Origin of the sequence: Exiguobacterium sp. s149 (genome assembly GCF_018618395.1) — a bacterium.
Taxonomy (GTDB): Bacteria; Bacillota; Bacilli; order Exiguobacteriales; family Exiguobacteriaceae; genus Exiguobacterium; species Exiguobacterium chiriqhucha.
Genome location: NZ_JACSLZ010000005.1, coordinates 56,431 through 77,174, shown reverse-complemented (window position 1 = coordinate 77,174; position 20,744 = coordinate 56,431). Strand labels below are relative to the sequence as shown.

Genomic DNA, 20,744 nt, shown 5'->3' with positions numbered 1-20,744 from the left:
AAAACGACGAGCTCATTTTTCGAATCGGGGCGAGTGCGTTCTTCGAGTGAATCAAGTAAACGACACCACCGACATCTGTGCCGGTGGTGTCGTCAGTTATGGCGCTAAGTTGGTCTGGCCGTCGTGAATCAACGTGCCGAGAGATTCGCCCGAACAGATGCGCTTCATCGCGCCCATCTCTTCAAAGTCGAACACATGTACCGGGAGATGATTGTCCCGCGCGAGGAGCAGCGCTGACTGATCCATTACCTTCAAGTCATGGCGCAACACATCGTTATAGTGGAGCGACGTATATTGTCTCGCCGTGTTCGATTGATTCGGATCGTCCGTATAGACGCCGGAGATTCCGTTCTTGGCGACGAACAGGGCATCGCAGTGCATCTCGACCGCGCGTTGAACAGCCGGATAGTCGGTCGAGACGAACGGCTGACCGTTACCGCCTGCGAAGATGAGGACATACCCTTTGGTAAGATGGGTGAGCGCCTTCAGTCGGATGTACGGCTCGGCCATACTCGGAATCGGCATGGCCGTCATGACCCGAACTTCGCGGTCGGTCTTGCTCTTGAGTACACCACGCAGCATTAAGCTGTTGATGACGGTACCGAGCGTGCCGATGTTGTCGGCCTCGACGCGATCGATGCCCCATGCGTCGGCCATGTTGCCTCGGAAGATGTTCCCTCCGCCGATCATCAGGGAGACGTTGATTCCCATGTCGATCAATGACAGGATTTCATCTGCAATTTGATTGAGGTTGTGTGCGTCGAAATTTGAGTTGTCTTCGCCGGCGATGGCCGCCCCGCTTAATTTGATGAGCACGTTTTGATAATTGTTCAACGCTACACTCCCTTTCGGATTCCAAATCTCTAAAACTATATAGGTTTTTCAATTAATTAGCAATCAATTATCTGTTTTTTACCGTCACTACTAAACAAAAATAAACTAGACTTTATCAATTAGACGTGTCAATAGGTATAGTTCAGTTCATGGGAGTGGTGGTAGTCAATTATCTTCATCATCAGCTTCAAAAAAATTTTGGTCATTCATCTGTCCTTCAATTGGTTTGACATAGGATTCACAGTGCAGATTTCAATGCCATTAGGATCTTGCAACTGTAGAACGTGCTCACTTGAAATCGTAACGTGTGTCAAAACTGCGCGCTTTGCTTGAGATGCCGTAACTTCAAGGACCGGTCGATTAATTAACTCATGTAAAAACACTTCAAGGCCCATTTTTGGTGTATCAATTCGAAGATGGAGAATCTGCTCGCCCGAGTTTGATTGAATCGCATCTAGATGCGTCTGCAATTCAATTCGAAATCCGTAGGGCGTCTGAATGAAAGCACGGCGCTCATTTTCCTGAACTGTCAAGCCTAATTGTTCTGCTCGTTGCAACGTCTTCACCTTGTCCGCTTCAGTTAACAGAAAACCGATATGATCAAAGATAACTTTTTTTCCGTAACCAAATGTGATGTTGATTGTGCTTTTTTCATCTCGATGATACGGAAAAGGATGTGTTGATGTCGGAAATCGTCCCAGTCAAGCGGAGGATTAAACGCTGTGAAGTCTCCGTCATGTTTTCCAATGCGTTGCGTTACTTGAAAACCGAGCTGTTTATAAAACCTTTCTGTTTCTTCAACAAATGGTGTCCACATATGATAATGAAATAACATAAATTTCTCTCCTTTAGAACCGAAGTTGTCGATATTACACAGTTCCACAACCCGATTGTCATTTTTAGATGAGTGTAAAAATGAGCGGAATCCAGACCACAAATGACGATAATACATTCCAATTTACAGACTCGATATTCATCAACTTTTCACGAAACATTCGATTCCATCGAATCCATCTCAAACCTCCCTCGTTTCGAACGTTCAAGCACTACCCGAACCGTGACCAAGCCGACGAGTAAGAAGGCGAGCGAGAAGGCGACATATGTCGAGCGAATCCCGACATATTCAGCGAGGAGACCGATGCCGAACGTTAACTCGATAATCAAGACGGACTCCGCTACGTTGATCACCCCGGAGAAGCGGCCCATCAGGTCGGTCGGGACGTTGTTTTGATAGAACGACAAGAAGCCGGTGTTCGCGAACGACAAGGCGAATGTGAGCAAAAAGAACCCGACTGCTGCAAGCACGAATGACTCGGAGAAAGCGAAGACGAGATAGCCGACAGGCGTTAGGATGGCACCGAAGCTGATTAGGAATGGTAACGTCAGCCGGGCACTGAACGTCGCGTTGATGATGGAACCGGTGATAATCCCGGCTCCGGCGACACTGACGAGAAAGCCGTAGCGGCTCTCGGAGAAGCCAAGCACTTGCGTCGCGAACGACGCCTCGAGTGAGTCGAGCCCCGACATGAAAATCGTCATGACGCAGAATAGACCATAGACGAGTGTCACGTAACGCATGGTCGACGCGAATCGGACGACCGACTTCCAGTCCTCGATAATCATACGCAGGCTTAATACCTCGACCTCGTCGCTACCGGTGAACAATGTCGGTAGAAGTGAGAGAATCCCGACGGACGCGAGCAACGCCAACGCGTTCAACTGGATGGCTAACGTCGGTGTGCCGATCATGAACAACAATCCCGCGATAGCCGGGCCTAAGATGAACCCGGCCGATTGGACGAAGTTTTTGAGCGCGTTGAACCGTTGCCGGTCACCGCTCGGGACGAGCTTCGTCATATAGACGAGGGAGGCCGATTCGAAGACGGAGCTCGCGACATTCAAGACAAACACGAGCACATAAATGAGCGCGAGTGAGTCGATGAAGGCGAGACTGAAGACGACAATAGCGCGGAGCGCATCCAGCCACATCATCAAGCGGCGCGTATCGGTGCGGTCGATGACCGAGCCTGACCAAACGTTCGCGCATAGTGCCGCGAGCGGGACGAGGATGTAGAGGACCGACACAGCGAACGGTGATTGCGTCATCTCAAGGACAATCAAGTTGAGGGCGATGAAGTACACCCAGGCGCCGAGGTTCGAGATACCGACACCAGCAAGTAAAAGTAAAGGTTGTTTCCAAGTACGCATATCCAACGTCCCCGTTCAAAAGTAGATTTTGAACAGTATGTCACAAAAATGATTGATACACCAGAAAAATCCAAATGATTTCAAAATTTTATGGATTTGATTATCCGACTTGCTCACTTTCCATAGATTGGACAAAGAGGCTGCGATATACTTTTTGATAGAGCCAGATGGCCGTCGCCCCGAACGTAATATAGACAACCGCCATCAGGAGCGGCGGAATCAATCCATACAACGAGACGCTCACGGCGCCGATGAGCAACGCCTGGTGAATCGGGACGTACAACAACTCCCCGAGTGTGAACACGAGCGTGCCGATCAGCATCACCACGACGGAGCCGCTGACGAGGAGCAACGCGAAGCCGCCACTGAACAGGACGACCCCGGTATATAAGACCGAGCGCTCGTTGAAAGGCTTCGTCCATTTCAAGACGAGAAAACTGAACAGGAGCACGAGCACCGTGTTCTCACTCCGCAATACGCCGAGCAGCATCGTCCCGTCTAACGAGACGCCGAATAGCGACTGTGGCGTCGTGAACGTGTCTACGAAATGAATCGCGAGATAATGGGTCAGCTGCAGCTCGAGCGACAACGTTAACACGCCGGCAATCAGATAGATTGTGAACAATCGGTCGCGAAACACGATTGCGTATCCGTGACAGAGCCCGCGCCAAGAAAGTGGGGTCGTGCTCGGCTTCGGTCGATATGTATCGTTCAGTCGCATCCGGATCATCAGCATGCAAGCGAGTGAAGCCAGCGCAGCGCCTATCAAGAGGTCGAATAGATGCGCTTGAAACAGGAACCCCCCGACGATACTGCCGACAACGATGGAAATGTTGAGCGTCCAGTAACTGAGCGCGTACAAGAACTTCCGATTGTCCGTCGTACTGTCATCAATCAAAATCGCCTCGTTCGCCGGTGTGACGATGCCGTTGACAATATTGTTCATCAAAAAGAAGACGAACGTCAGTGTCGGGTCGCTCAAAAACGTGGAGTTGCAGATTGCCATACCGCCGAGGCTCAAGAAGCCGAGGCGTTCGCCGGAAACGAGCACTCGTTTGCGGCCGTAGCGGTCAGCCCAAGCGCCGCCATACAGACTGCCTATGAAGGACAGCACGGTCGTCGTTACAATCAAGACGCCGGCAAGCGTCACGCCGAACTGTTGGGCAAAGTAGATCGTCATGAATGGAAAGATGGCCGTCTGCGTCAATTTTTGAATGAAGTTGATGCTGATGCGGATTTTTAAATTGGGATGTAACGAGTGGAACATAGGGTCACCTGACTTTCATCGAATTATCGACCTGTGATTGGTCTACCTCGATTATGGAAGGTGTGGCGGTTCGCGTCGTATCGAGAATTGCGCAATTGGACCGCAATAATAGGAGGGTCATCATGCAGTTAAAGATGGAGTTGTCGAATGCGAGGATTCATGTCAGGAAGGAACGAAGTGGGTGGCAAGAGGATGTGATCGAGACGGATAGGCATCGATTGACCGTGACGCTCGTGGGGAAAATCGGGGTTCGTCTCGAATCGCGTGAATTTCGATTACAAGACGGAGAGGCGATATTAAGTGAACCAAAGGTACTGTACCAGTGTTTCGTCACGAGTGAACAGGCCACCTTCGTGACATTCGACTTCGATAAGCATGACTTCGACCGTTGGTGGCATCGGTCGAGCGGAGACGATGCACCGGTCATGTTTCAAGAGCTGTCGACGATTGTACCGGAGACGTTGAAGCGCCATCTCGGTATGTGGACGCGCGATTTCATCGAGGACGGACGAGCAAGTCTGGAAGACGATGTCTATTCGTTCCTCAAGACGTATGTCGCGGAACATGCTACGTTCAGCGAAGATGAGTCATATGACGCCGTCTTTACGTATATCGAAGAGAATATTGCATCGGTCATCCGTATCGAAGAATTGAGCCGGTTGGCGAACCAGAGCAAATATCAGTTCATCCGCAACTTTAACGCGTTGACCGGATACACCCCATCACAATACATCACCCGAATGCGGCTCCAAAAAGCGAAACATTTGTTGCGCTATTCAAATTTGAATTTGCTCGAGGTGAGCATCGCCGTCGGGTTCAGCAGCCCGGCCCAGCCGAACAAGCATTTCGCCGACTGGGTCGGCTGCAAGCCGGCACGGTTCCGGGAGAACAAGGGGGCATCGGGTCGAGACGACTTAACGGGTTGTGTCTGCGAAGTGGGCTGTAATGGCCTGAGGCACGTCCTTGAGCGGTCCCGTCAACTGGATGACGTGCGGCAAATGGTAAAACGTGCTCGTCGTCTCGAAATCGTCGAAACGATTTGCTGGGTCATAGATGAATAGCGGCACGTCCGCGCCGAGGGCGATGCCGAGCTCGATGTGACTGCTTTGGCCGGCAGGCAGCAAGATAACGACAAAGTCCGACGCTTTGATCGCCTCGAACTCACTCGTGCCGATGGCTCGCAAGTCTTCAATTGTTGTGGCACGGTCGTTCCTCGTCCAGTCGTATGTATATGTGTGACCGTCGTTGATGAGGTGATTGCGCAACGCTCTGACCTGTTCGATGTTCGCAAAGCGGGAGCCGATATAGAAGTGCATGTCAGTCCTCCTAAGTATGTCATGTCGTTTGATTCAGATTGAAGGCGAAACCTCACCATAACATAATTGTTTCGAGTGTTCGCACGAACCCAATCCCAATCCAATTTGGAGAGAACAAAAGGTACACGATGTACATGATGAGGCTCGTGCCACTAATCGTAATCGCTTGAAAACGATGCGTCACACGACGTTCCCTCATAGTTTGACTCGGTCGAATCGTGTCACCGCGAGTTTATGGATGACGAGCAACAAAATCGCGATAAAAAAGACGAGTAGCGCGACGTATTCCGGATTGGCATTTAGAAAGTAGTTAAACCCGAACAGTGGTGTCACGAACAGGATGTAGAGCGGATACTGAATCGCGAACAAGGCGTCTAACAGCACGATGTCATACACGTACGACTCGAAACTGATCAAGGTGAACACGGTCACACTGGCAAACAAGATGGCCATGATCAACCATTTGGCGACTCGATTCCGCAATAAACACGTCCCGATCATGCAAACGAGTAGTAAGCCGGATGTGACCGCATGAATCGGCAACATCGTCGCATCGGGAAACATAATGGATGGAATCAGGTTCACGATGAACGCGAGTACATAGACAGATGACAAGATGATGAGGCATTTCTTTGGATTGCCCATTAGGTCACCGCTTTCTTCATAAGGGTTATATTTACATTTACTTACAAGTGTAATTTTACACTAAAGGGATAGTATGTCAAGATGAATAGGGGAAGTCAGACCAAAAAGAAAGGTGGATCAACAATGACAAAAGACGAATTGAAGGCACTAATGTCGACGGACGAAGTCGAAATCAAACTCGAGGGTGTAGAAGGATTGCCTCGCTTCGTATTCATCAACGAGCGCGAGCGGTTCGAGGAAGTACAGTAGGTTAGAACAGAGCTTTGACGATTATTTAGGAAGGGGCAATTGTTCAAATGAGTCTGAAACAACAATTACACAAGGCGATCCTCTCAAACGACCAAGCGACCATTCAACGTCTAGTGAAATCGCTAGTACACGAAGTGGTGTTAGATACCTTTCTTGAAGTTGCGTTTGATACGGATAATTTGGCGGTCTATGAAATCGTATGCTATCTAATTCAAGTTGAACAGACCGCTGAGTTGGAAGAGGCTGCGTCGCTTCTTATGAGCCAACCGTTCTGTCACCATCCTCATGCCTACGAACGAGCCTACGAACATGCGAAACGTGCTGTCGAACTTGATACTAGACGCATAGATTTGAAGGAATACTTGCTCTTTTTCAATGCAATTCCCGACAAATTAATGACGGATGCGGAAGCGAACGACTTAGCGATCGAGATTCTAAAGTTAAGACCTTCAAGTCAGGTGGCTAAGTTGCATTTACAGTGAACTGATAATCGAAGTTGTTATTGGATGATTATTCCAAATTTAACGTTCGATGATACAATGAAAGGGAAATCAGTCATAGAGGAGGCGATGAGATGCGTTGGATGAGTCGACTTGGATTAACCGCAGTATTGACGGTAGGAGCAGTCTTCATCGGACTGCGTCTCATCAACCTGTTGATGGAATGGTGGTACCGTGCTCCGACATCAGGATTGAAGTTGCGACCGACACCTGAAGCATCGGGGTATTCGAACGCAATGTTTGAAGGGGCGATGAGAAATCCGAATGAAGAAGAACTGTCTCGTCTGAAATTGGACTATTTGGATTATACGATTGATTCCGTGACGACCGTCATTGATCGAGGCGATGGTCTCTTCTATTGGTTGCTGTTTTTAGCTTGTGTATTGCTTGGTGGACTGATTTTTACCGCAAAATATCGCCTTAAATATCGTAAACGTGCTAAAGAAACAGCTTCGTTCACGTCACGACCGTCTTTGCGTTATTCAGTCTCGAGCTCGATGGCAAGTGTCGAGGAACCAGCTTGGACCGGTGTGACGATTCGGGACGCCCTCATCGCATTCAATCAGGCGTTGCCGCCGGCGAAGAAATGGATGTCGACGGAGACGGTATTGGAATGGGCGCATCGCATCGGATTAACGGACATCGATTTCAAACCGTATTTGGACGAGCGCTATGGAATGGCAGATCCCGTGACACCAGAACAGGTTGCCCGATTCTGCATGACGCTCGAACAGTATGAGAAGACGGATTCAGTCGAATAGATGAATCAGGACAGGGGATTAAGAGATGGCGCGAATCAAGTCTTTCACATTTTGGATAACACTTTTTGCGCTACTGATTTGTCTCTATAACTGAAGCGGGTCAGATGACAAATCGATTCTCTTCTTTCTGACAAGTCCGCCGTTCTGGGTGATGGAGACGCATTGGTTCGTCGAGATGTTCACGCATCCGTCCAATATCCCGATGTGGTTCAAATATGGGGTGACCATCATCTTTTGGGCGGTGGTTGGTATAGGGATTGACCGCTTGCTCATGAGGCGGAAGACGCAACAACTACGTTAGGTCAGGAGAGATGAAACGAATGGAAATGCGTGTCGAGACGTTGTTTCAAACAAAAGGATCAAGAATAGTGGATGCCGATCTATCAGGTGATGAGCTGATTGTTCTCGTGGATGAGGAAATGCCCATCGTCTATTGGAACGATCGGACGCTGCGACTGCCGTTTCATTTGAGTTCGCTGTTTATCCGACTCTTGGATTCTAAAACGTTTCTCGTCGTCGATGTGACGCTAGAGGAGACGTCCGTCAACGCCTGGGTGATCAATGAGCAAGGTAACGTTATCCACGCGTTCCACGCGGGCAATGCCATTGGGTCGGTCGCTGTCAACGACACGGGAATTTGGATCGGTTATGTCGACGAGGGGGTGTTCGGGGAAGGCATCTCTACTGAGGCACTCGTTTGTTTCTCGCGGACAGGGAAAGTGTTACGCCGTTATCATTCTGATTTTCTCCGTCCACCGACTATCGTCGACTGTGAGCTATTGCAAGCGGATCGGACCGGGGTCTGGCTCTGTCCGTCGATTTGGTATGACTTGATTCATATCGATGTGACTGGTCAACTCAATAAATATAAGACACCGAAGCTTCTTCACGACAGTTCGGCGCTGACGATTCAAGGACAGGTGAGTTACTTCGTGAAAGACGGAATGATGTACCGCTGGCCGTTTGGTGAGCGGAAACGTCCTCATGTTGTGGCCGAGTGTTCAGGAATCGCTAGAGGGTTAGGAGAACGCGAGACGTTCCACTTTATTCGGATTGGTGATGATGAAGTGTGCGGCATTCAGATTGTCGACGAGTGATGATAAGTATGGATAGTCGTCGAATCAGTGAAAAAATTACTCCGTTCAACCCGTTGATTGCTCGTGTCGGGGACCTGATGTTTACATTCTCACCCGTTTGGACGATAGAAATGTGATTATCTTGGAATCAACTTGTCGGAATCAATTCCCTCTTTTTTGTAAATTCAGTATACTCATGTTAGTACATAAACTAATAATGATCCTTTATATTATTTCAAATACCGCATTAATGTCAATTTAATAAAGAAATAGAACGATGAACATGATAAAGCTAGTTTCAAAAGAACGCGATTATATCGATAAATTAATCTACATACAATCTTTAAAAACGAAGCGGCTTCATCGAAGGGGTATAGCAGTATGTCTGTTTTGAAGTAGAGCTTATCTTAATCTAAACCATGCAACAGTCTGCCACCTCGGTTAGTCTTGAACGAAGTCCAAAATATGTTTCTATGAAAAGAAAATGGGATACTATACCGATGAAGGAAAACTGAGTCGCAACAACTCGAATTGGCTACATAAACGTTAACGTTCGTTTCTCTTAGGGGACGAAGAATGGAACATCCACATGACTTAAAAGGGGAGATTCAACGATGTGGGATCAAACAACGAAGTTACTTATGAAAAAGGCGAAGAAACAAACGAAATGGACCGAAGGCGTGTTTGTCAATCCAGTCTTTTGGATGGTAAATGGAACGCCATATTACATGGCGGGTTTTACGAGAAACAATCAATCGGTGGCAACCGCCTACTTCACAATCGGGGAAGAGAACGTGGACGAAGTACTGATTGCGCAGCCGAACCTGTCTTATTTTGCCGATTTAAGCGGCAACCTATCGCGTATGGCGACGGACCGCGCAAACATTCCGATCTCTTATTACACGAAACCGTTAGACATTCCGATTATGAACGCGAGCCCGCAGGTTCAACAAGGGCGAGACGCGTTTGCTCACTTTTGGGAGATTCAACAAACGTTTAATCAGATGCTTCAGGACTATACGGCGTATTATAACGATGACGTATTAATCCGAAAGCACATTACGGACACAGATTTGTCTAAGATGAAAGAATTCGCCGTGCTAGCAGACATCTATCAATATCAAACGTTGAAGATTTTAACGAGTCAGGGTGAAGACATTCAAGCGTTCGCGGCGTTTCTCGAAAATACGAAAGAATGGTCCAGCCTGTCTCGAGAAGAAAAGAAATTCATAAAAGGGATTGCTGTCGGAAAAGAAAATATGCAAAAAAACATGGAGGCCTTAGACGTGCTCGAGGCCAATGATTTTGACCAAATGGTTAAGTTGAATTATGACCATTTAATCAATAAAAATAAAGCAATTATCGAGGGACAACGACAGTATATCCGTTATCCGAAAAGGATTTCTTAAGGGGGATTTGATTTTGAAACAACTCGAAGTGGCTACATATACGATGACAATCGACGCACCGACTGACCACACGTTCGCTTGTCTCGCAGAAGACGAACATATCATCAAATGGAACGACCATTTGATCGAAAATATTTATGAGGACGGTGACGCCTCACTCGTGACGGGAAAACGGTTCATCTCGGTCCAACAGTTCGAGAAAAAAGAGATTCGGGTCGAATCCGAGTTGACCCATGTCAATCGTCCTCACGAATGCGAGGTGCAGGCGGTGACGAATCAAGGGGTGTCGATTGCGACGTATACGTTGAGCGAGACGACAGACGGGACGGATGTGACGATTCGCATCTCACTCATCCCTTCGTCATGGCTATATGCCCTGTATGTAAAGGCGTTCAAATGGGCGATTCGCCTGATTTACGATGAACAGTTCAAACAGTTCCGCATCTACGCCGAGGCGAGTGCGCCAAAACCGTCACCTGCCCGAGAGGCGGAGTGATTTGCGATGATTGAACCGATTACCTCTTCGACGCGTGACGCGGTCCGTGCATTCTTTATCGATGCCTGGGGCTCACCTGAGATGGTCATCTCGACCGGGAAGTATGACTGCGCCACGCTTGACGGGTTCGTCTGGTCGGAAACAAACGTCATCATCGGCCTCGTCACGTATGTCATTCGGGAAGACGAGATTGAGATCATCTCGCTCGACAGTCTCCAGGAGAAGCGTGGCATCGGCTCGGCGCTCCTCGATGAAGTCGAGCGAGTGGCCAAGCAACATCAGCTCGTACGGCTGTCGCTCATCACGACGAACGACAACCTGCGTGCGCTCTCCTTTTACCAACGCCGAGGCTGGCGCCTCGCACGGATCATCCCGGGTGCGGTCGATGCGGCCAGGCTACATAAACCGTCGATTCCCGTTATCGGTGAGCACGGCATCCCGCTCCATGACGAAATCGTCCTTAGCAAAATCATCACAACCTAAAGAAAAGAGGGATTTTCCTATGATTCGATTCGGTATCATCGGCACAAACTTTATCACCCGTTCTTTCATTGAAGCGACCCATGAAGTCGAAGGCGCATCCGTGTCCGCCGTCTATTCCCGGACAGACGAGCGCGCGAAAACGTTCGCTGAAGAATTTGATATTCCAAACACGTTCACCTCACTCGAGGAGATGGCGTCCAGTGAGTTGATTGATGCGGTCTACATCGCGAGCCCAAACTCGCTCCACGCTGAGCAGAGCCTGCTCTTTATGCGTCACGGCAAACACGTTCTCTGTGAGAAACCGTTCGCCTCGAACGTTGAGGAAGTGAGACAGATGCTTGAGACGGCGCGCGAACATGACGTCGTTTTGCTCGAAGCGCTCCGCAATCTATTCATGCCGAACTTCGATGTGTTGCGTCAAGAACTCCATCGCGTCGGACCGGTCCGGCGTGTCATCTTGAACAAGTCGCAATACTCGTCACGCTACGACTTGTATAAGCACGGGGACAACCCGAACACGTTCAATCCTGCCTTCTCGAACGGTTCACTGATGGACCTCGGCGTCTATTGCCTCGGCCCGGCTTTGAAACTTTTTGGACGACCGAGAGGCTTACATGCCAACGCCGTCAAGCTCGAGTCAGGTGTCGACGGCAGTGGTTCGACCATCTTGTCGTATGACGGCATGGACATCATCGTGCTCCACTCGAAAATCCATGGCACGGACGCCCCATCCGAAATCATTGGGGAAGCGGGGCGCATCGTGATTGACGATATCGGTTCGCTCGACCGCTTGACATTCGTTGGCCGAGACGGGGCGACCGTCGAACTCGGTTTAGAACAGGATAGCCATATGACGTATGAGATTCAGACGTTCGTAAACATGATTGAAGCAGGGGAGCGGGAGACCGAGGTCCATTCGTTTGCCGATATGCTCACACTCGCGGACGTCATGACCGATATCCGGCAGCGCATCGACGTGCGGTACCCGGCTGACGCATAACAAAGAGCCTCGAGCACACATACTCGAGGCTCTTATTCTAAATAGAAGGTGAGGAACAATAATGAACGTACAAGAGATTTTAGAGGAGATTGAAAAGATATATTATTGGGATGCTCGTGTGCTCGGGTGTGATTGTCGGTACTACGGGGATGAAGTGTTAATCAAAATTGAAGAAGAAAATGAGAGTTATCATCACCAGATCGAATTTTTAGGATGTATCAAAGTGGACATCGTTGCTCCTTTGAACGACCGGGTGGCACCCATCAAAGAATTATCTAGATTACAGCTACCTTACTTTATGCACGATATCGCTGTCTCGAGTTACATGTTGGATGGGACCGAGGTGTTCGTCTGTAATCTGTTGTTCCCTCCCGCAAGCGCTGAAATTCATTTCACCAAAATCAGGATTGGGAAGGAATATCATTGATGCTGATTCTGTTTTAACACATCCATGACCATCGCGATTCGTTCCTCGGTCGAGTAGTCGCCTTCGATTCTTAGGATGGGACAAGCCAGTTCAGCCAGCCATTGTTCATGCGACGACTTACTTCTAACTTCTGTCCCGGCATGGTCGTAAAGGGCGGCCCAACTCAAAAACGCTTGTGATTGCTCGTATAGGCTACCGCCAGCGAGTGCTTCCTCACCATAGCGCTCGAGTTCCCGTTGTTGCAATCTGGCCAAGCGGACGTCAGGCGGAATCCATAAAAAGATGACCAAATCAAAATAGGGCATGAAGCAGTCGCCCCAGCCGACAAGTGACCCTGACAGAATCCACTGTTCAGATTGGAGCAACTCTTCCTTGAGCATCTCGCGTCGTTCAGGGACAGGTCTCGGTTCGGTGAACTTGTTGATCCAGAAATAATCGTCCGTATCCAGATGAGTATGCGGCAGGACGTTCGCCAACGCGTCGCCAAGTGTTGACGTGCCGGAGCCCGAAGCGCCGAGTATGTGAATTCTGCTTCTCATGTTTGCCTCTCCCATCAACCTATATTTTTGCGGCTTACATCGTGAACTCCTACGGTATATTCTCACCATTCCAACTTCGATGTCCGTCTTCATCGGAAAAAAATATGTAGGCGTTATCCTCTTTTTGAGGATTATAATGAAGTCACGCTGGATAATTTTACAATAAGTTTCAGTGGAATAATAGTGAATGATGACATCCATAGAACGGGAGACGATGACATGACGACCTTATATTTCGTAAGACATGCACACTCTACATATACAGCCGATGAATGGACGAGACCCTTATCTGAAAAGGGAGAGAGAGACGTCCGTAACATCACGAACACCTTGAGTGAAGAAAAGATTGATCTCGTCGTTTCGAGTCCATATAAACGAGCTATTCAAACCGTCCAAGGGATTGCTGACCAGATTGGGACAGAAGTGCTACTCATGGACGATTTGCGGGAACGGATGTTGACGACAGAGCCGGCCGAGAATTTTACCCTGGCGATGACGAGAGTGTGGGAAGATCCTACTTTTGCATGGGAAGGCGGCGAATCGAACGTTGTCGCTCAACAGCGGGGAGTCCGTGCGATTCAGTCACTACTCGACCAATACGAAGAAAAGCGAATCGCAATCGGTACGCACGGGAATATCATGGTGCTGATCCTTAATTATTTTGATGGACAGTATGGCTATACGTTCTGGAAAGAACTCCATATGCCGGACGTATATAAAGTGACGTTCAATCAACAAGAACTATTGAGCGTCGAAAAGCTTTGGGACCGTCAAGGAGTGGTTTGAAGTCGGTTTATGACGACGTGAAAAAAGGATGGGGCCGGTTTCGGTCCCATCCTTCAAAGTCTACTCTCTATTCAGATACAGATGGCGGATAAACAAGCCGAGTGCGACCGTCATGATGACGGCCGGAATCAATCCGACGAGCAACAAAGAACCCATGCGTTCAGTCCTTTCTGAGCGCAGCGAGGCGCTGTGTCATGTCTTGGAACGATTGTCGGTCCGAGAGCACGCTCAATTCACCGGCGACGAGGTCGTTCACTTCACGGTCCCAGTCCTGGCTGAGCGTCGTCTCGAGCGCGGCAAGGTGCGTCGCCGTCCGTTCGACTTGATGACTTCCGACGCGCGCAAGCTGTTCACGCACCGCCGTCTTCAAGAGGGCGCTCAAGTCGTCGCGCAACTTCGTCCGGCCATCGCCTTCGAAGAACTGGTTCGCATTCTTATAGTGCTTCAAGACTGGACGGAACGGGGCCGCCTCGAACGTGATTGGGTCGACGGCGTCGCGGAGCCAATCGATGTCGATGTCGTCTTCGAACGACAACGTCGGCAAGAGCGGACGCAGTTTGAGCGTCTCGCGCTCGATCAAGCGTTCCGTCTCCCGTTTCAAGAAGCGCTCGAGCCGATATTGGAACACTTGCAACTCTTGATGGATGTCATACGCATACTTGTCGAGTGTCCGGATGAGGGCGCGCTCTAGGCTCGCCTTCGACCCATCCACCTCGACCGGATGGAACGTCTCCTTGACGAAGTCCGACAGACGGAGGAGCGAGCGCGTCTCGAGATGGGCGAGCAACTCGCCCGTCTCGCGCTTGAACGGGTCTTCGAGCGTCGTGACGTTGAGACGATTGTCAGACGTGCGCACTTGTTCGAGCTTGTCACGGCGGGCCGCCTTGACGCTCGCATCCGCTTCGGCCTCGCGGACGACGTCCTCGAACGCGGCGACGAGGGCTTCTGCCTCGTCTTTGATGCGGACCGCGTTCGCCTGACGCAAATCGTGGTCGACGAATTGCTCGAGCTTGGCCGAGAATCGGTCGAACCCGGCGTCCGTGCCCTGGATGGCGTTTCGGCTCGAAATCGGCAGCACCGTCGGATGACGGACGCCAAGTTTCGTCAACTGGTTCGACACATAATCGGTGACGGCGAGCCGTTCCGCCTCATCCGCCGCCAAATCGGACGCGTTGACGAGGAAGAACATGTGATGGTCACCTGTCCCTTGGACGCGTCCGAGCTGGATGACGAGTTCTCGGTCGGCTTCGGTGAAGGCGTGATTGTAATACGTCACGAACAGGACGGCGTCGGCGTCACGCATATAACCGAACTGTACTTCGCTATGACGGTTGAACTGCGAGTCGGCACCTGGCGTGTCGACGAAGATGATGCCACGCTCGGCCCAAGGGGAGTCGATGGCGAGCTCGATCTCTTTGACGATACAGCTCTTCTCTTCCTCCGTGACGAACGAGCAGAACGTGTCATAGTCGACCGTCTCCTGGCTACCGAGATAGGACAGGGGAGCGTTCTTGACAGCGTTGACGAACGGGTGGTCGAGATGGAGTGCGTCGAGTGACGCCCCGTAACCGTTCAGCTCGGCCTCGAGTTCGGCACGTGTCTTGAACGTGATCAACGCACTCTTGTTGGCGCGGCCGTTCGGCGGCACGATTTTCGTGATCGACGCCGTCAGTGGGTTCGGTGACGTCGGGAGAACCGTCTCACCGAGCAACGCGTTCAATGTCGACGACTTGCCGGACGAGAACGCCCCAAAGATGGCGAGCGTGTATGTCTCGGATTCGGCCCGGGCCAATTTATGACGGAGCGACTTGACGCGTGACTTGAATAACGGATGGTTCTCTAATATTTCACATACCGTATATTCATAAGAAAAATCAAACGACAAAGCGGTGATATCATCCACCAGAAGCGAGGTCGAGGCAACTTCTTGTTGCTGATGTTCGACTTGTTTCTGCGGTAATTGGTCGGCCGTGACGTAGTGACGGGTCTCAAGGTCCGTCAAACGCGAATCCGAGAGGTCACGTGTCGTGTAATGGGTGAGCTCGTCTCTCTGTTCGGCCAGCTGACGTTGTAGCGCCAACGTGTCGAGCATGTCATACAATTCGTCTTGCTCGGTCTCGATGGCATGGATTCGGTCTTTACCTTCGGCCTCAAGATACGTTTCGACGGACGTGACCCACGGTTCGGACACTTTCGTCACCCAAGAGGCGAGGGCCGACTCGATGTCACGGCTGAATTGAAGCACCGTGTCACCACTGAGCGATGCGCCGGACTTCACTTGGTCACTGATGAGCGTGCTCGGTGCAGTCGGTAACGTATCCGGACGGGACAAAATCGCCTCGGGCAGTTTCAAATCGCGGACGATGTCTTCAGCGTACTTGATCAAGTGGGGGCGAAGGTTCGTATCGATCAATCGGTTGAACTCCTTGACAGCGATCTCTTCACGACGTAGCCGTTCCTGGCGCGTCTTGTCTTTTGAGAAGAACAGGCCGACCTTGAACTCCGGCGCACAACTCTCGAGATAGTCCCGCAACAGTTCACGGAACTCATAGTTCATGATCGGCGCGCTCGCGACGATCGGTGTCTGGTGTTTGAAGAACTCGCGACGGAACGCGGTGAGCCAAATCGCTTTCTTATCGAGGCGTTGCAGGCGGGCTTGAATCTCCGTCGGCTGCTTCTCGATGACCGGTAACTCGTTCAGGAGCGCGTCGTTCGCACGAGTGGACCGGGCGAGCAACGTGTCGACGAGCAAGTCGGCGCGCGCTTCCGCATGTTCCCGCGCGGCGTCGATGACGGTTTGGACGTACGTCCGGAGGCGTTCGACCTCATTTTCAGGGTGATCGAGCTCACGGAGCGAGATGTAGAACATATCGTCCGGATTGATGGCGTGACGGGTGAAGGCGGTCTCGAGCGAACGCTTGAACGTGCTGAATGGAAGCTCTCCTTCATCGTGCTTATCGATTTGGTTGATGATGATCGAGTAGGGACGTCCTTCGGCGCTAAACTGTTTCATCAGTTTGATGTTTTGTTCGGACTGGACGTGATTGTAGTCCATCATGAAGAACAGATGGTCGGCGAGAAAGAGCGAGCGTTCCGTCGCTTGACGGTGCCGTTCATCGGTCGAGTCAATCCCAGGCGTGTCCATAAGGACAACGTCGCTTCCAAACGGGAAGCGGGGCAGGGCGTACTCGACTTCTTTAATCTCTTCGATTTTGCAGTAGTCGCTCAAACGGTCGAGCTCATCCGGCGCGAGTCGAATCCAATCTGTATCGTTGACGGCGACGGATGCCCCGATTTCCCCATGTCGAAGCGTCACGATATTCGCACTCGTCGGAATCGGGCTCGTCGGTAACACACCGTCCCCGAGCCAATTGTTGAGAAGTGTCGACTTACCGGCCGAGAAATGACCACAGACCGCGATCCAAATCTCGTTTTGTGTCACTTTTCGGAGTGCGGTCTTGGCGAGACGAGCCGACTCGGTCTCAGTTTGTGTGTCAAATACGTCGGTCAATTGCGCGAGGCGTATGCGTTGTTCGTTCATAATTCCCCATCCCCTACTTATGATTCCGTCGTGATGCCGACGCGATGTCTACGATATGAGTTGTTTTCCCAGGCTTGAATGACGAGATCTGCTACATCGTCACGCGAGATTGGTCCCGAGTTCTGTGTCCCGAGCACGTTAGCTGTGATGACGATGTTCCCGACGGACGCGTCTTCAATCAATTGGGTCGGGCAGACGATTGTATAATCGAGCGTTGATGCATCGAGCAGTTCATATGCCCGGGCGTGATCCTCGGCCGCGGTCGTCATCGAACGTTTCGACTCACGGGTCTCGAAACGATAGTTGTCAGAATCATGTGCCTGCAAGATGCCGGCCGTCCCGACTGTCAGGATGCGCGTAATCCCGGCTGCTTGCATCGCTGAGATGATGAGCGGTGTGAAGCGGGACAAGACGTCCTGCTTATCCGTACCGAGCGCCGACATGACGACGTCGGCCGATTTCACCGTTTCTGCGATGGCATCCGCATCGGTCGCGTCACCGATGATGACCGTGAGACGATCCCTCGGTTCAACCTCGCGACGTGACAAGAGTCGGACGTCGTGGCCGTCTTTTAACAAACGTTCAAGCAACCGCATCCCCGTGCGGCCGCTCCCTCCAAATAAAGCAATGGTTGACAAGTAAACCCCTCCCAATCAAGATTAAAGAAAATATCCAACGCCATCATACCACGGAAGCGCTATCGAAACAGGAGACAACGGCTTGAAGTTGTGAGGTTTCAGGGCAGGGTAAGTGGGATACAAAAAGTTAAGACGTGTATAAGGGAGGAAGACACTTCGTTGTCGACACCGCATGAGATTTGGAGCTAGAACCATCAAGACCGGGATATCCGTCGCCTTGGTATTGCTCATCGCCGAGGCATTTCAATTTCAACAGATTGTCGTACCGGCACTCGCGGCCTCGCTCGCGTTATTGCCGTCCGTTTATCAGACGGGTGTCCGGCTATTAGAAGAACTAAAAGGGAACTTGATCGGGGCTTTGCTCGCCGTCTTCTCATTAATGTTGACGCCGAACCCGACACCGATCGCCATCGGAGTCGTCATCATCATCGCCATCTCGATCCTTCTCTTTTTGAACCTCGAGTCGACGACCCGGACCGTCATCTTGACGACGATTCTGATTATGGAAGGGGCGAGCCAGTCGGACATGCCCGTCTGGATGTTCGCAGGTGAACGTTACTTGCTCATCATGATGGGGATCACCGTGGCGCTTGTCGTCAATGCGCTCTTGTTCCCGCCGCGCTATGAGCGGAAGCTTGAGGACGAGATCGCGACCGTCTCCCAAATGGCCGTCCGCATCGCGCGACTGTTCTCGGAAACAGAGGGAGGACGCTCGTCATTTGAGTCACTCGATGAGACGAAAAAGAAACATCGAGCCTCAAAGACGACGTACGACTTCTTTGAAGAAGAGATTAAAGCCAACCGCTGGCTCGAGAAGAAGACGCCGATTTATCGCCGGGCCGTCTTGAAGTCGAAGATGATTGATACGAATAGTGCCGCTATCCACGTGCTCGACAAGCTGCATGACGATTTTCTGACGCTCGAACATCTACCGCCCCAGCTCGAGGACGAACTGATGCGTCATATGCGGCACTTGCTCAGACGGCATGAGCGTCTATTCTCGGCTTATGAATTAGAAAACGAGCACATCATCGACCGGGAAGAGGATTTAATCCATGAGAACTTCGACTTCGCGAAGTTGATGATCGAGAAGATGCGGGATGAAGAGGAAGACCTCATCCTGACCGTCGTCCCGCTCGTCGCGACGATGACAGATTGGGTCAAGGCGATGAATGAGCTCGAACGCTACCTCATAACCGAGATGAAGAAGCACGGGGACAACCTGAAAGTGGAACCGCGTAAGAAGTGGTTCTTTGAAGACTAACAAATCGCCAAGTCGCAGAAGCGGCTTGGCTTTTTTTATGGAGCGAAAAGGAATACCGGAAGTTGTCGCTGAATGTATGAGAGGCGTGCAGTAATGAGGGAGGGATCAGCATGATGAATAAGAAAGTAAGTATAGGCCTTGTTATTCTTTTATTTGTAATTTGGATGGTTGTCTCATTGACCCTTCCGCCCAAGCTTATTGCGAGTTCAAGTGACGGGAAGTTTGATGCGGTTTATACGGTTTCTCATTCCTTAAAAGAGACGTGGGCGGGTCAGGTGGAATGGGAGGAGTCAGACGGTGTCATCGTCAATCTATCTTTTTATGAGAACGACATCCAACTGACGGGGGATATTATGACCCATCCAATTGAGATGGATCAAAGCAACTCGTATGAATTTGCATTTTTAGGTACTGAACCGAATCCGACCAGTGTCTACACGCTACGAATTTCTGTAGAAGAAGAAGGGAAAACTCATGAGGAAATTCTGACGTTCAAACCAAGAAAACGTCTCTTTGTCCTACCCGCACTTGACTGAACTCATATATCATTCTGGAGGTTTTGATGAAAACGTACCTACAACACACCAAGAAGTTTTGGAACATCGCGTCGGTTCCGACGAGTTCGCCGTCCATTACGGAAAACTCGGGACGATTGGTAAAGTTCAAATTAAGTATTTTGAATCCGACGGTATCTGCCGCAAAGAAGCGGACAAGCTGATTCGTCAGAAACTCCGGAAAGGGTACGTCGAGACCGATACCGATTGGGACGACTTGATTTATGTCGACGACCCGGAAGTCGGTCCCGACCAACTCACCGCACATCCTCGGTTCAATGCTCATTTTCAGGAAGACTTCTACTTGGATTGTACGGATGAGTACAGTCCGTTCGGCAGTGATGAAGGCGCCGACGTGCTCGTGATGTTCGAGGACGCAATCCGAAAAGAACGGGACATCGATTTCCTCGTCGGTGCGTACGACATCGTTTCGGGCTGGATGGAGCGGGATGTATCGAGCCCTGACGACTGGGTGACATATGAATACGGATTCGACTGTGACGTCGCCGTCATGTCGAGTGCGTTCGCATCGATTAAACTGACCGGTCATCTGGACGTTTCGCTACAGGAGGAAGGCGTTGCCGCACTCGACCGTCTTATCCAGCAAGTCGAACCAGAAGACAGACCGCGGTTTAAATTGATGAGCGTGCAGTTGAGCAGTTTCCCGACCTCAATTTGAAACTTTTTTAGGGAGTGCGCCGTATACTAGAGGTAGAACGGACATATGCTCCGAATCGTTAGGGGGAAACAC

At 50.6% G+C, this 20,744-nt stretch carries 24 protein-coding genes and 1 pseudogene; 15 read left to right on the top strand and 10 right to left on the bottom strand.

The features are described from left to right. Positions 1 to 96: 96 nt before the first annotated feature. From pyrH to KNP81_RS08600, 5 genes are all read right to left on the bottom strand, one after another. Positions 97 to 834, bottom strand: coding sequence for a UMP kinase (gene pyrH / locus KNP81_RS08615; RefSeq protein ID WP_214719629.1), 738 nt, complete (start codon positions 832 to 834; stop codon positions 97 to 99). A 206-nt stretch (positions 835 to 1,040) separates the two neighbouring features. Then, positions 1,041 to 1,391, bottom strand: coding sequence for a hypothetical protein (locus KNP81_RS15280; RefSeq protein WP_251128928.1), 351 nt, complete (start codon positions 1,389 to 1,391; stop codon positions 1,041 to 1,043). Positions 1,392 to 1,414: 23 nt separating this feature from the next. Then, complete coding sequence (locus KNP81_RS15275; RefSeq protein ID WP_251128927.1) at positions 1,415 to 1,669, bottom strand: hypothetical protein; 255 nt, start codon at positions 1,667 to 1,669, stop codon at positions 1,415 to 1,417. A gap of 149 nt (positions 1,670 to 1,818) precedes the next feature. Then, the gene (locus KNP81_RS08605) at positions 1,819 to 3,042 is read right to left on the bottom strand and encodes an MFS transporter (protein ID WP_214719628.1); all 1,224 of its coding nucleotides are present in this window, start codon (positions 3,040 to 3,042) and stop codon (positions 1,819 to 1,821) included. Between the two features lie 100 nt (positions 3,043 to 3,142). Then, positions 3,143 to 4,309: an MFS transporter gene (locus tag KNP81_RS08600; RefSeq protein WP_214719627.1), complete on the bottom strand. Its 1,167-nt coding sequence runs from the start codon at positions 4,307 to 4,309 to the stop codon at positions 3,143 to 3,145. 53 nt (positions 4,310 to 4,362) lie between these two features. Between KNP81_RS08600 and KNP81_RS15460 the strand changes: the two are divergent. Further along, positions 4,363 to 5,184: pseudogene (locus KNP81_RS15460) on the top strand (helix-turn-helix domain-containing protein); the annotation flags it as partial. Between the two features lie 39 nt (positions 5,185 to 5,223). On the opposite strand, the gene KNP81_RS08595 reads toward KNP81_RS15460, so the two are convergent. Together KNP81_RS08595 and KNP81_RS08590 are read right to left on the bottom strand one after the other, a co-directional pair. Then, positions 5,224 to 5,625 carry a group-specific protein gene (locus KNP81_RS08595; RefSeq protein WP_214719626.1) on the bottom strand — a complete coding sequence of 134 codons (402 nt, stop codon included), beginning with the start codon at positions 5,623 to 5,625 and terminating at the stop codon, positions 5,224 to 5,226. Positions 5,626 to 5,820: 195 nt separating this feature from the next. Then, a complete protein-coding gene (locus tag KNP81_RS08590; protein WP_214719625.1) occupies positions 5,821 to 6,270 on the bottom strand; it encodes a hypothetical protein in 450 nt (149 codons plus the stop codon). 123 nt (positions 6,271 to 6,393) lie between these two features. Here KNP81_RS08590 and KNP81_RS15375 point away from each other — a divergent pair, with 123 nt between their 5' ends. From KNP81_RS15375 to KNP81_RS08545, 10 genes are all read left to right on the top strand, one after another. Next, the gene (locus KNP81_RS15375) at positions 6,394 to 6,519 is read left to right on the top strand and encodes a hypothetical protein (protein ID WP_285800943.1); all 126 of its coding nucleotides are present in this window, start codon (positions 6,394 to 6,396) and stop codon (positions 6,517 to 6,519) included. Positions 6,520 to 6,566: 47 nt separating this feature from the next. Further along, positions 6,567 to 7,001: a hypothetical protein gene (locus tag KNP81_RS08585; RefSeq protein WP_214719624.1), complete on the top strand. Its 435-nt coding sequence runs from the start codon at positions 6,567 to 6,569 to the stop codon at positions 6,999 to 7,001. Positions 7,002 to 7,093: 92 nt separating this feature from the next. Further along, positions 7,094 to 7,780, top strand: coding sequence for a hypothetical protein (locus KNP81_RS08580; protein WP_214719623.1), 687 nt, complete (start codon positions 7,094 to 7,096; stop codon positions 7,778 to 7,780). Positions 7,781 to 7,931: 151 nt separating this feature from the next. Further along, entirely contained in the window at positions 7,932 to 8,081 is a 150-nt protein-coding gene (locus tag KNP81_RS08575; protein WP_214719622.1) for a hypothetical protein, read from the top strand. A 10-nt stretch (positions 8,082 to 8,091) separates the two neighbouring features. Then, complete coding sequence (locus KNP81_RS08570) at positions 8,092 to 8,877, top strand: hypothetical protein (protein ID WP_214719621.1); 786 nt, start codon at positions 8,092 to 8,094, stop codon at positions 8,875 to 8,877. A 593-nt stretch (positions 8,878 to 9,470) separates the two neighbouring features. Next, positions 9,471 to 10,265: a hypothetical protein gene (locus KNP81_RS08565; protein ID WP_214719620.1), complete on the top strand. Its 795-nt coding sequence runs from the start codon at positions 9,471 to 9,473 to the stop codon at positions 10,263 to 10,265. A gap of 13 nt (positions 10,266 to 10,278) precedes the next feature. After that, a complete protein-coding gene (locus tag KNP81_RS08560; RefSeq protein WP_214719619.1) occupies positions 10,279 to 10,761 on the top strand; it encodes an SRPBCC family protein in 483 nt (160 codons plus the stop codon). Between the two features lie 6 nt (positions 10,762 to 10,767). Beyond that, positions 10,768 to 11,244 (top strand): GNAT family N-acetyltransferase, encoded by a 477-nt coding sequence (locus KNP81_RS08555; RefSeq protein ID WP_214719618.1) that lies wholly within the window; start codon positions 10,768 to 10,770, stop codon positions 11,242 to 11,244. 19 nt (positions 11,245 to 11,263) lie between these two features. Then, positions 11,264 to 12,244 (top strand): Gfo/Idh/MocA family protein, encoded by a 981-nt coding sequence (locus tag KNP81_RS08550; protein ID WP_214719617.1) that lies wholly within the window; start codon positions 11,264 to 11,266, stop codon positions 12,242 to 12,244. A 61-nt stretch (positions 12,245 to 12,305) separates the two neighbouring features. Then, complete coding sequence (locus KNP81_RS08545) at positions 12,306 to 12,671, top strand: hypothetical protein (RefSeq protein ID WP_214719616.1); 366 nt, start codon at positions 12,306 to 12,308, stop codon at positions 12,669 to 12,671. Here the strand turns inward: KNP81_RS08545 and KNP81_RS08540 are convergent. Further along, entirely contained in the window at positions 12,665 to 13,210 is a 546-nt protein-coding gene (locus KNP81_RS08540) for an ATP-binding protein (protein WP_214719615.1), read from the bottom strand. The genes KNP81_RS08545 and KNP81_RS08540 overlap by 7 nt on opposite strands. Before the next feature lie 219 nt (positions 13,211 to 13,429). Here KNP81_RS08540 and KNP81_RS08535 point away from each other — a divergent pair, with 219 nt between their 5' ends. Further along, positions 13,430 to 13,996 (top strand): histidine phosphatase family protein, encoded by a 567-nt coding sequence (locus tag KNP81_RS08535; protein ID WP_214719614.1) that lies wholly within the window; start codon positions 13,430 to 13,432, stop codon positions 13,994 to 13,996. A 160-nt stretch (positions 13,997 to 14,156) separates the two neighbouring features. On the opposite strand, the gene KNP81_RS08530 is transcribed toward KNP81_RS08535, so the two are convergent. Then, positions 14,157 to 17,537 carry a dynamin family protein gene (locus KNP81_RS08530; RefSeq protein ID WP_214719613.1) on the bottom strand — a complete coding sequence of 1,127 codons (3,381 nt, stop codon included), beginning with the start codon at positions 17,535 to 17,537 and terminating at the stop codon, positions 14,157 to 14,159. A 17-nt stretch (positions 17,538 to 17,554) separates the two neighbouring features. Then, positions 17,555 to 18,175, bottom strand: a complete 621-nt coding sequence (locus KNP81_RS08525) for an NAD(P)-dependent oxidoreductase (RefSeq protein WP_214719612.1) — start codon at positions 18,173 to 18,175, stop codon at positions 17,555 to 17,557. A 172-nt stretch (positions 18,176 to 18,347) separates the two neighbouring features. Here KNP81_RS08525 and KNP81_RS08520 point away from each other — a divergent pair, with 172 nt between their 5' ends. From KNP81_RS08520 to KNP81_RS08510, 3 genes are all read left to right on the top strand, one after another. Continuing rightward, a complete protein-coding gene (locus KNP81_RS08520; RefSeq protein ID WP_114166163.1) occupies positions 18,348 to 19,439 on the top strand; it encodes an FUSC family protein in 1,092 nt (363 codons plus the stop codon). 110 nt (positions 19,440 to 19,549) lie between these two features. Beyond that, complete coding sequence (locus KNP81_RS08515; protein ID WP_214719611.1) at positions 19,550 to 19,975, top strand: hypothetical protein; 426 nt, start codon at positions 19,550 to 19,552, stop codon at positions 19,973 to 19,975. Between the two features lie 58 nt (positions 19,976 to 20,033). Next, a complete protein-coding gene (locus tag KNP81_RS08510) occupies positions 20,034 to 20,672 on the top strand; it encodes a WGR domain-containing protein (RefSeq protein WP_214719610.1) in 639 nt (212 codons plus the stop codon). The last annotated feature ends 72 nt before the right edge of the window (positions 20,673 to 20,744 follow it).

What these genes read in the sequence shown, in the direction of transcription:
- KNP81_RS15275 (WP_251128927.1), bottom strand. Translation starts at nt 1,669, where the DNA reads ATGTTATTTCATTATCATATGTGGACACCATTTGTTGAAGAAACAGAA.
- KNP81_RS08605 (WP_214719628.1), bottom strand. Translation starts at nt 3,042, where the DNA reads ATGCGTACTTGGAAACAACCTTTACTTTTACTTGCTGGTGTCGGTATC.
- KNP81_RS08600 (WP_214719627.1), bottom strand. Translation starts at nt 4,309, where the DNA reads ATGTTCCACTCGTTACATCCCAATTTAAAAATCCGCATCAGCATCAAC.
- KNP81_RS08595 (WP_214719626.1), bottom strand. Translation starts at nt 5,625, where the DNA reads ATGCACTTCTATATCGGCTCCCGCTTTGCGAACATCGAACAGGTCAGA.
- KNP81_RS08590 (WP_214719625.1), bottom strand. Translation starts at nt 6,270, where the DNA reads ATGGGCAATCCAAAGAAATGCCTCATCATCTTGTCATCTGTCTATGTA.
- KNP81_RS15375 (WP_285800943.1), top strand. Translation starts at nt 6,394, where the DNA reads ATGACAAAAGACGAATTGAAGGCACTAATGTCGACGGACGAAGTCGAA.
- KNP81_RS08585 (WP_214719624.1), top strand. Translation starts at nt 6,567, where the DNA reads ATGAGTCTGAAACAACAATTACACAAGGCGATCCTCTCAAACGACCAA.
- KNP81_RS08580 (WP_214719623.1), top strand. Translation starts at nt 7,094, where the DNA reads ATGCGTTGGATGAGTCGACTTGGATTAACCGCAGTATTGACGGTAGGA.
- KNP81_RS08575 (WP_214719622.1), top strand. Translation starts at nt 7,932, where the DNA reads ATGGAGACGCATTGGTTCGTCGAGATGTTCACGCATCCGTCCAATATC.
- KNP81_RS08570 (WP_214719621.1), top strand. Translation starts at nt 8,092, where the DNA reads ATGAAACGAATGGAAATGCGTGTCGAGACGTTGTTTCAAACAAAAGGA.
- KNP81_RS08565 (WP_214719620.1), top strand. Translation starts at nt 9,471, where the DNA reads ATGTGGGATCAAACAACGAAGTTACTTATGAAAAAGGCGAAGAAACAA.
- KNP81_RS08555 (WP_214719618.1), top strand. Translation starts at nt 10,768, where the DNA reads ATGATTGAACCGATTACCTCTTCGACGCGTGACGCGGTCCGTGCATTC.
- KNP81_RS08550 (WP_214719617.1), top strand. Translation starts at nt 11,264, where the DNA reads ATGATTCGATTCGGTATCATCGGCACAAACTTTATCACCCGTTCTTTC.
- KNP81_RS08545 (WP_214719616.1), top strand. Translation starts at nt 12,306, where the DNA reads ATGAACGTACAAGAGATTTTAGAGGAGATTGAAAAGATATATTATTGG.
- KNP81_RS08540 (WP_214719615.1), bottom strand. Translation starts at nt 13,210, where the DNA reads ATGAGAAGCAGAATTCACATACTCGGCGCTTCGGGCTCCGGCACGTCA.
- KNP81_RS08535 (WP_214719614.1), top strand. Translation starts at nt 13,430, where the DNA reads ATGACGACCTTATATTTCGTAAGACATGCACACTCTACATATACAGCC.
- KNP81_RS08530 (WP_214719613.1), bottom strand. Translation starts at nt 17,537, where the DNA reads ATGAACGAACAACGCATACGCCTCGCGCAATTGACCGACGTATTTGAC.
- KNP81_RS08520 (WP_114166163.1), top strand. Translation starts at nt 18,348, where the DNA reads ATGAGATTTGGAGCTAGAACCATCAAGACCGGGATATCCGTCGCCTTG.
- KNP81_RS08515 (WP_214719611.1), top strand. Translation starts at nt 19,550, where the DNA reads ATGATGAATAAGAAAGTAAGTATAGGCCTTGTTATTCTTTTATTTGTA.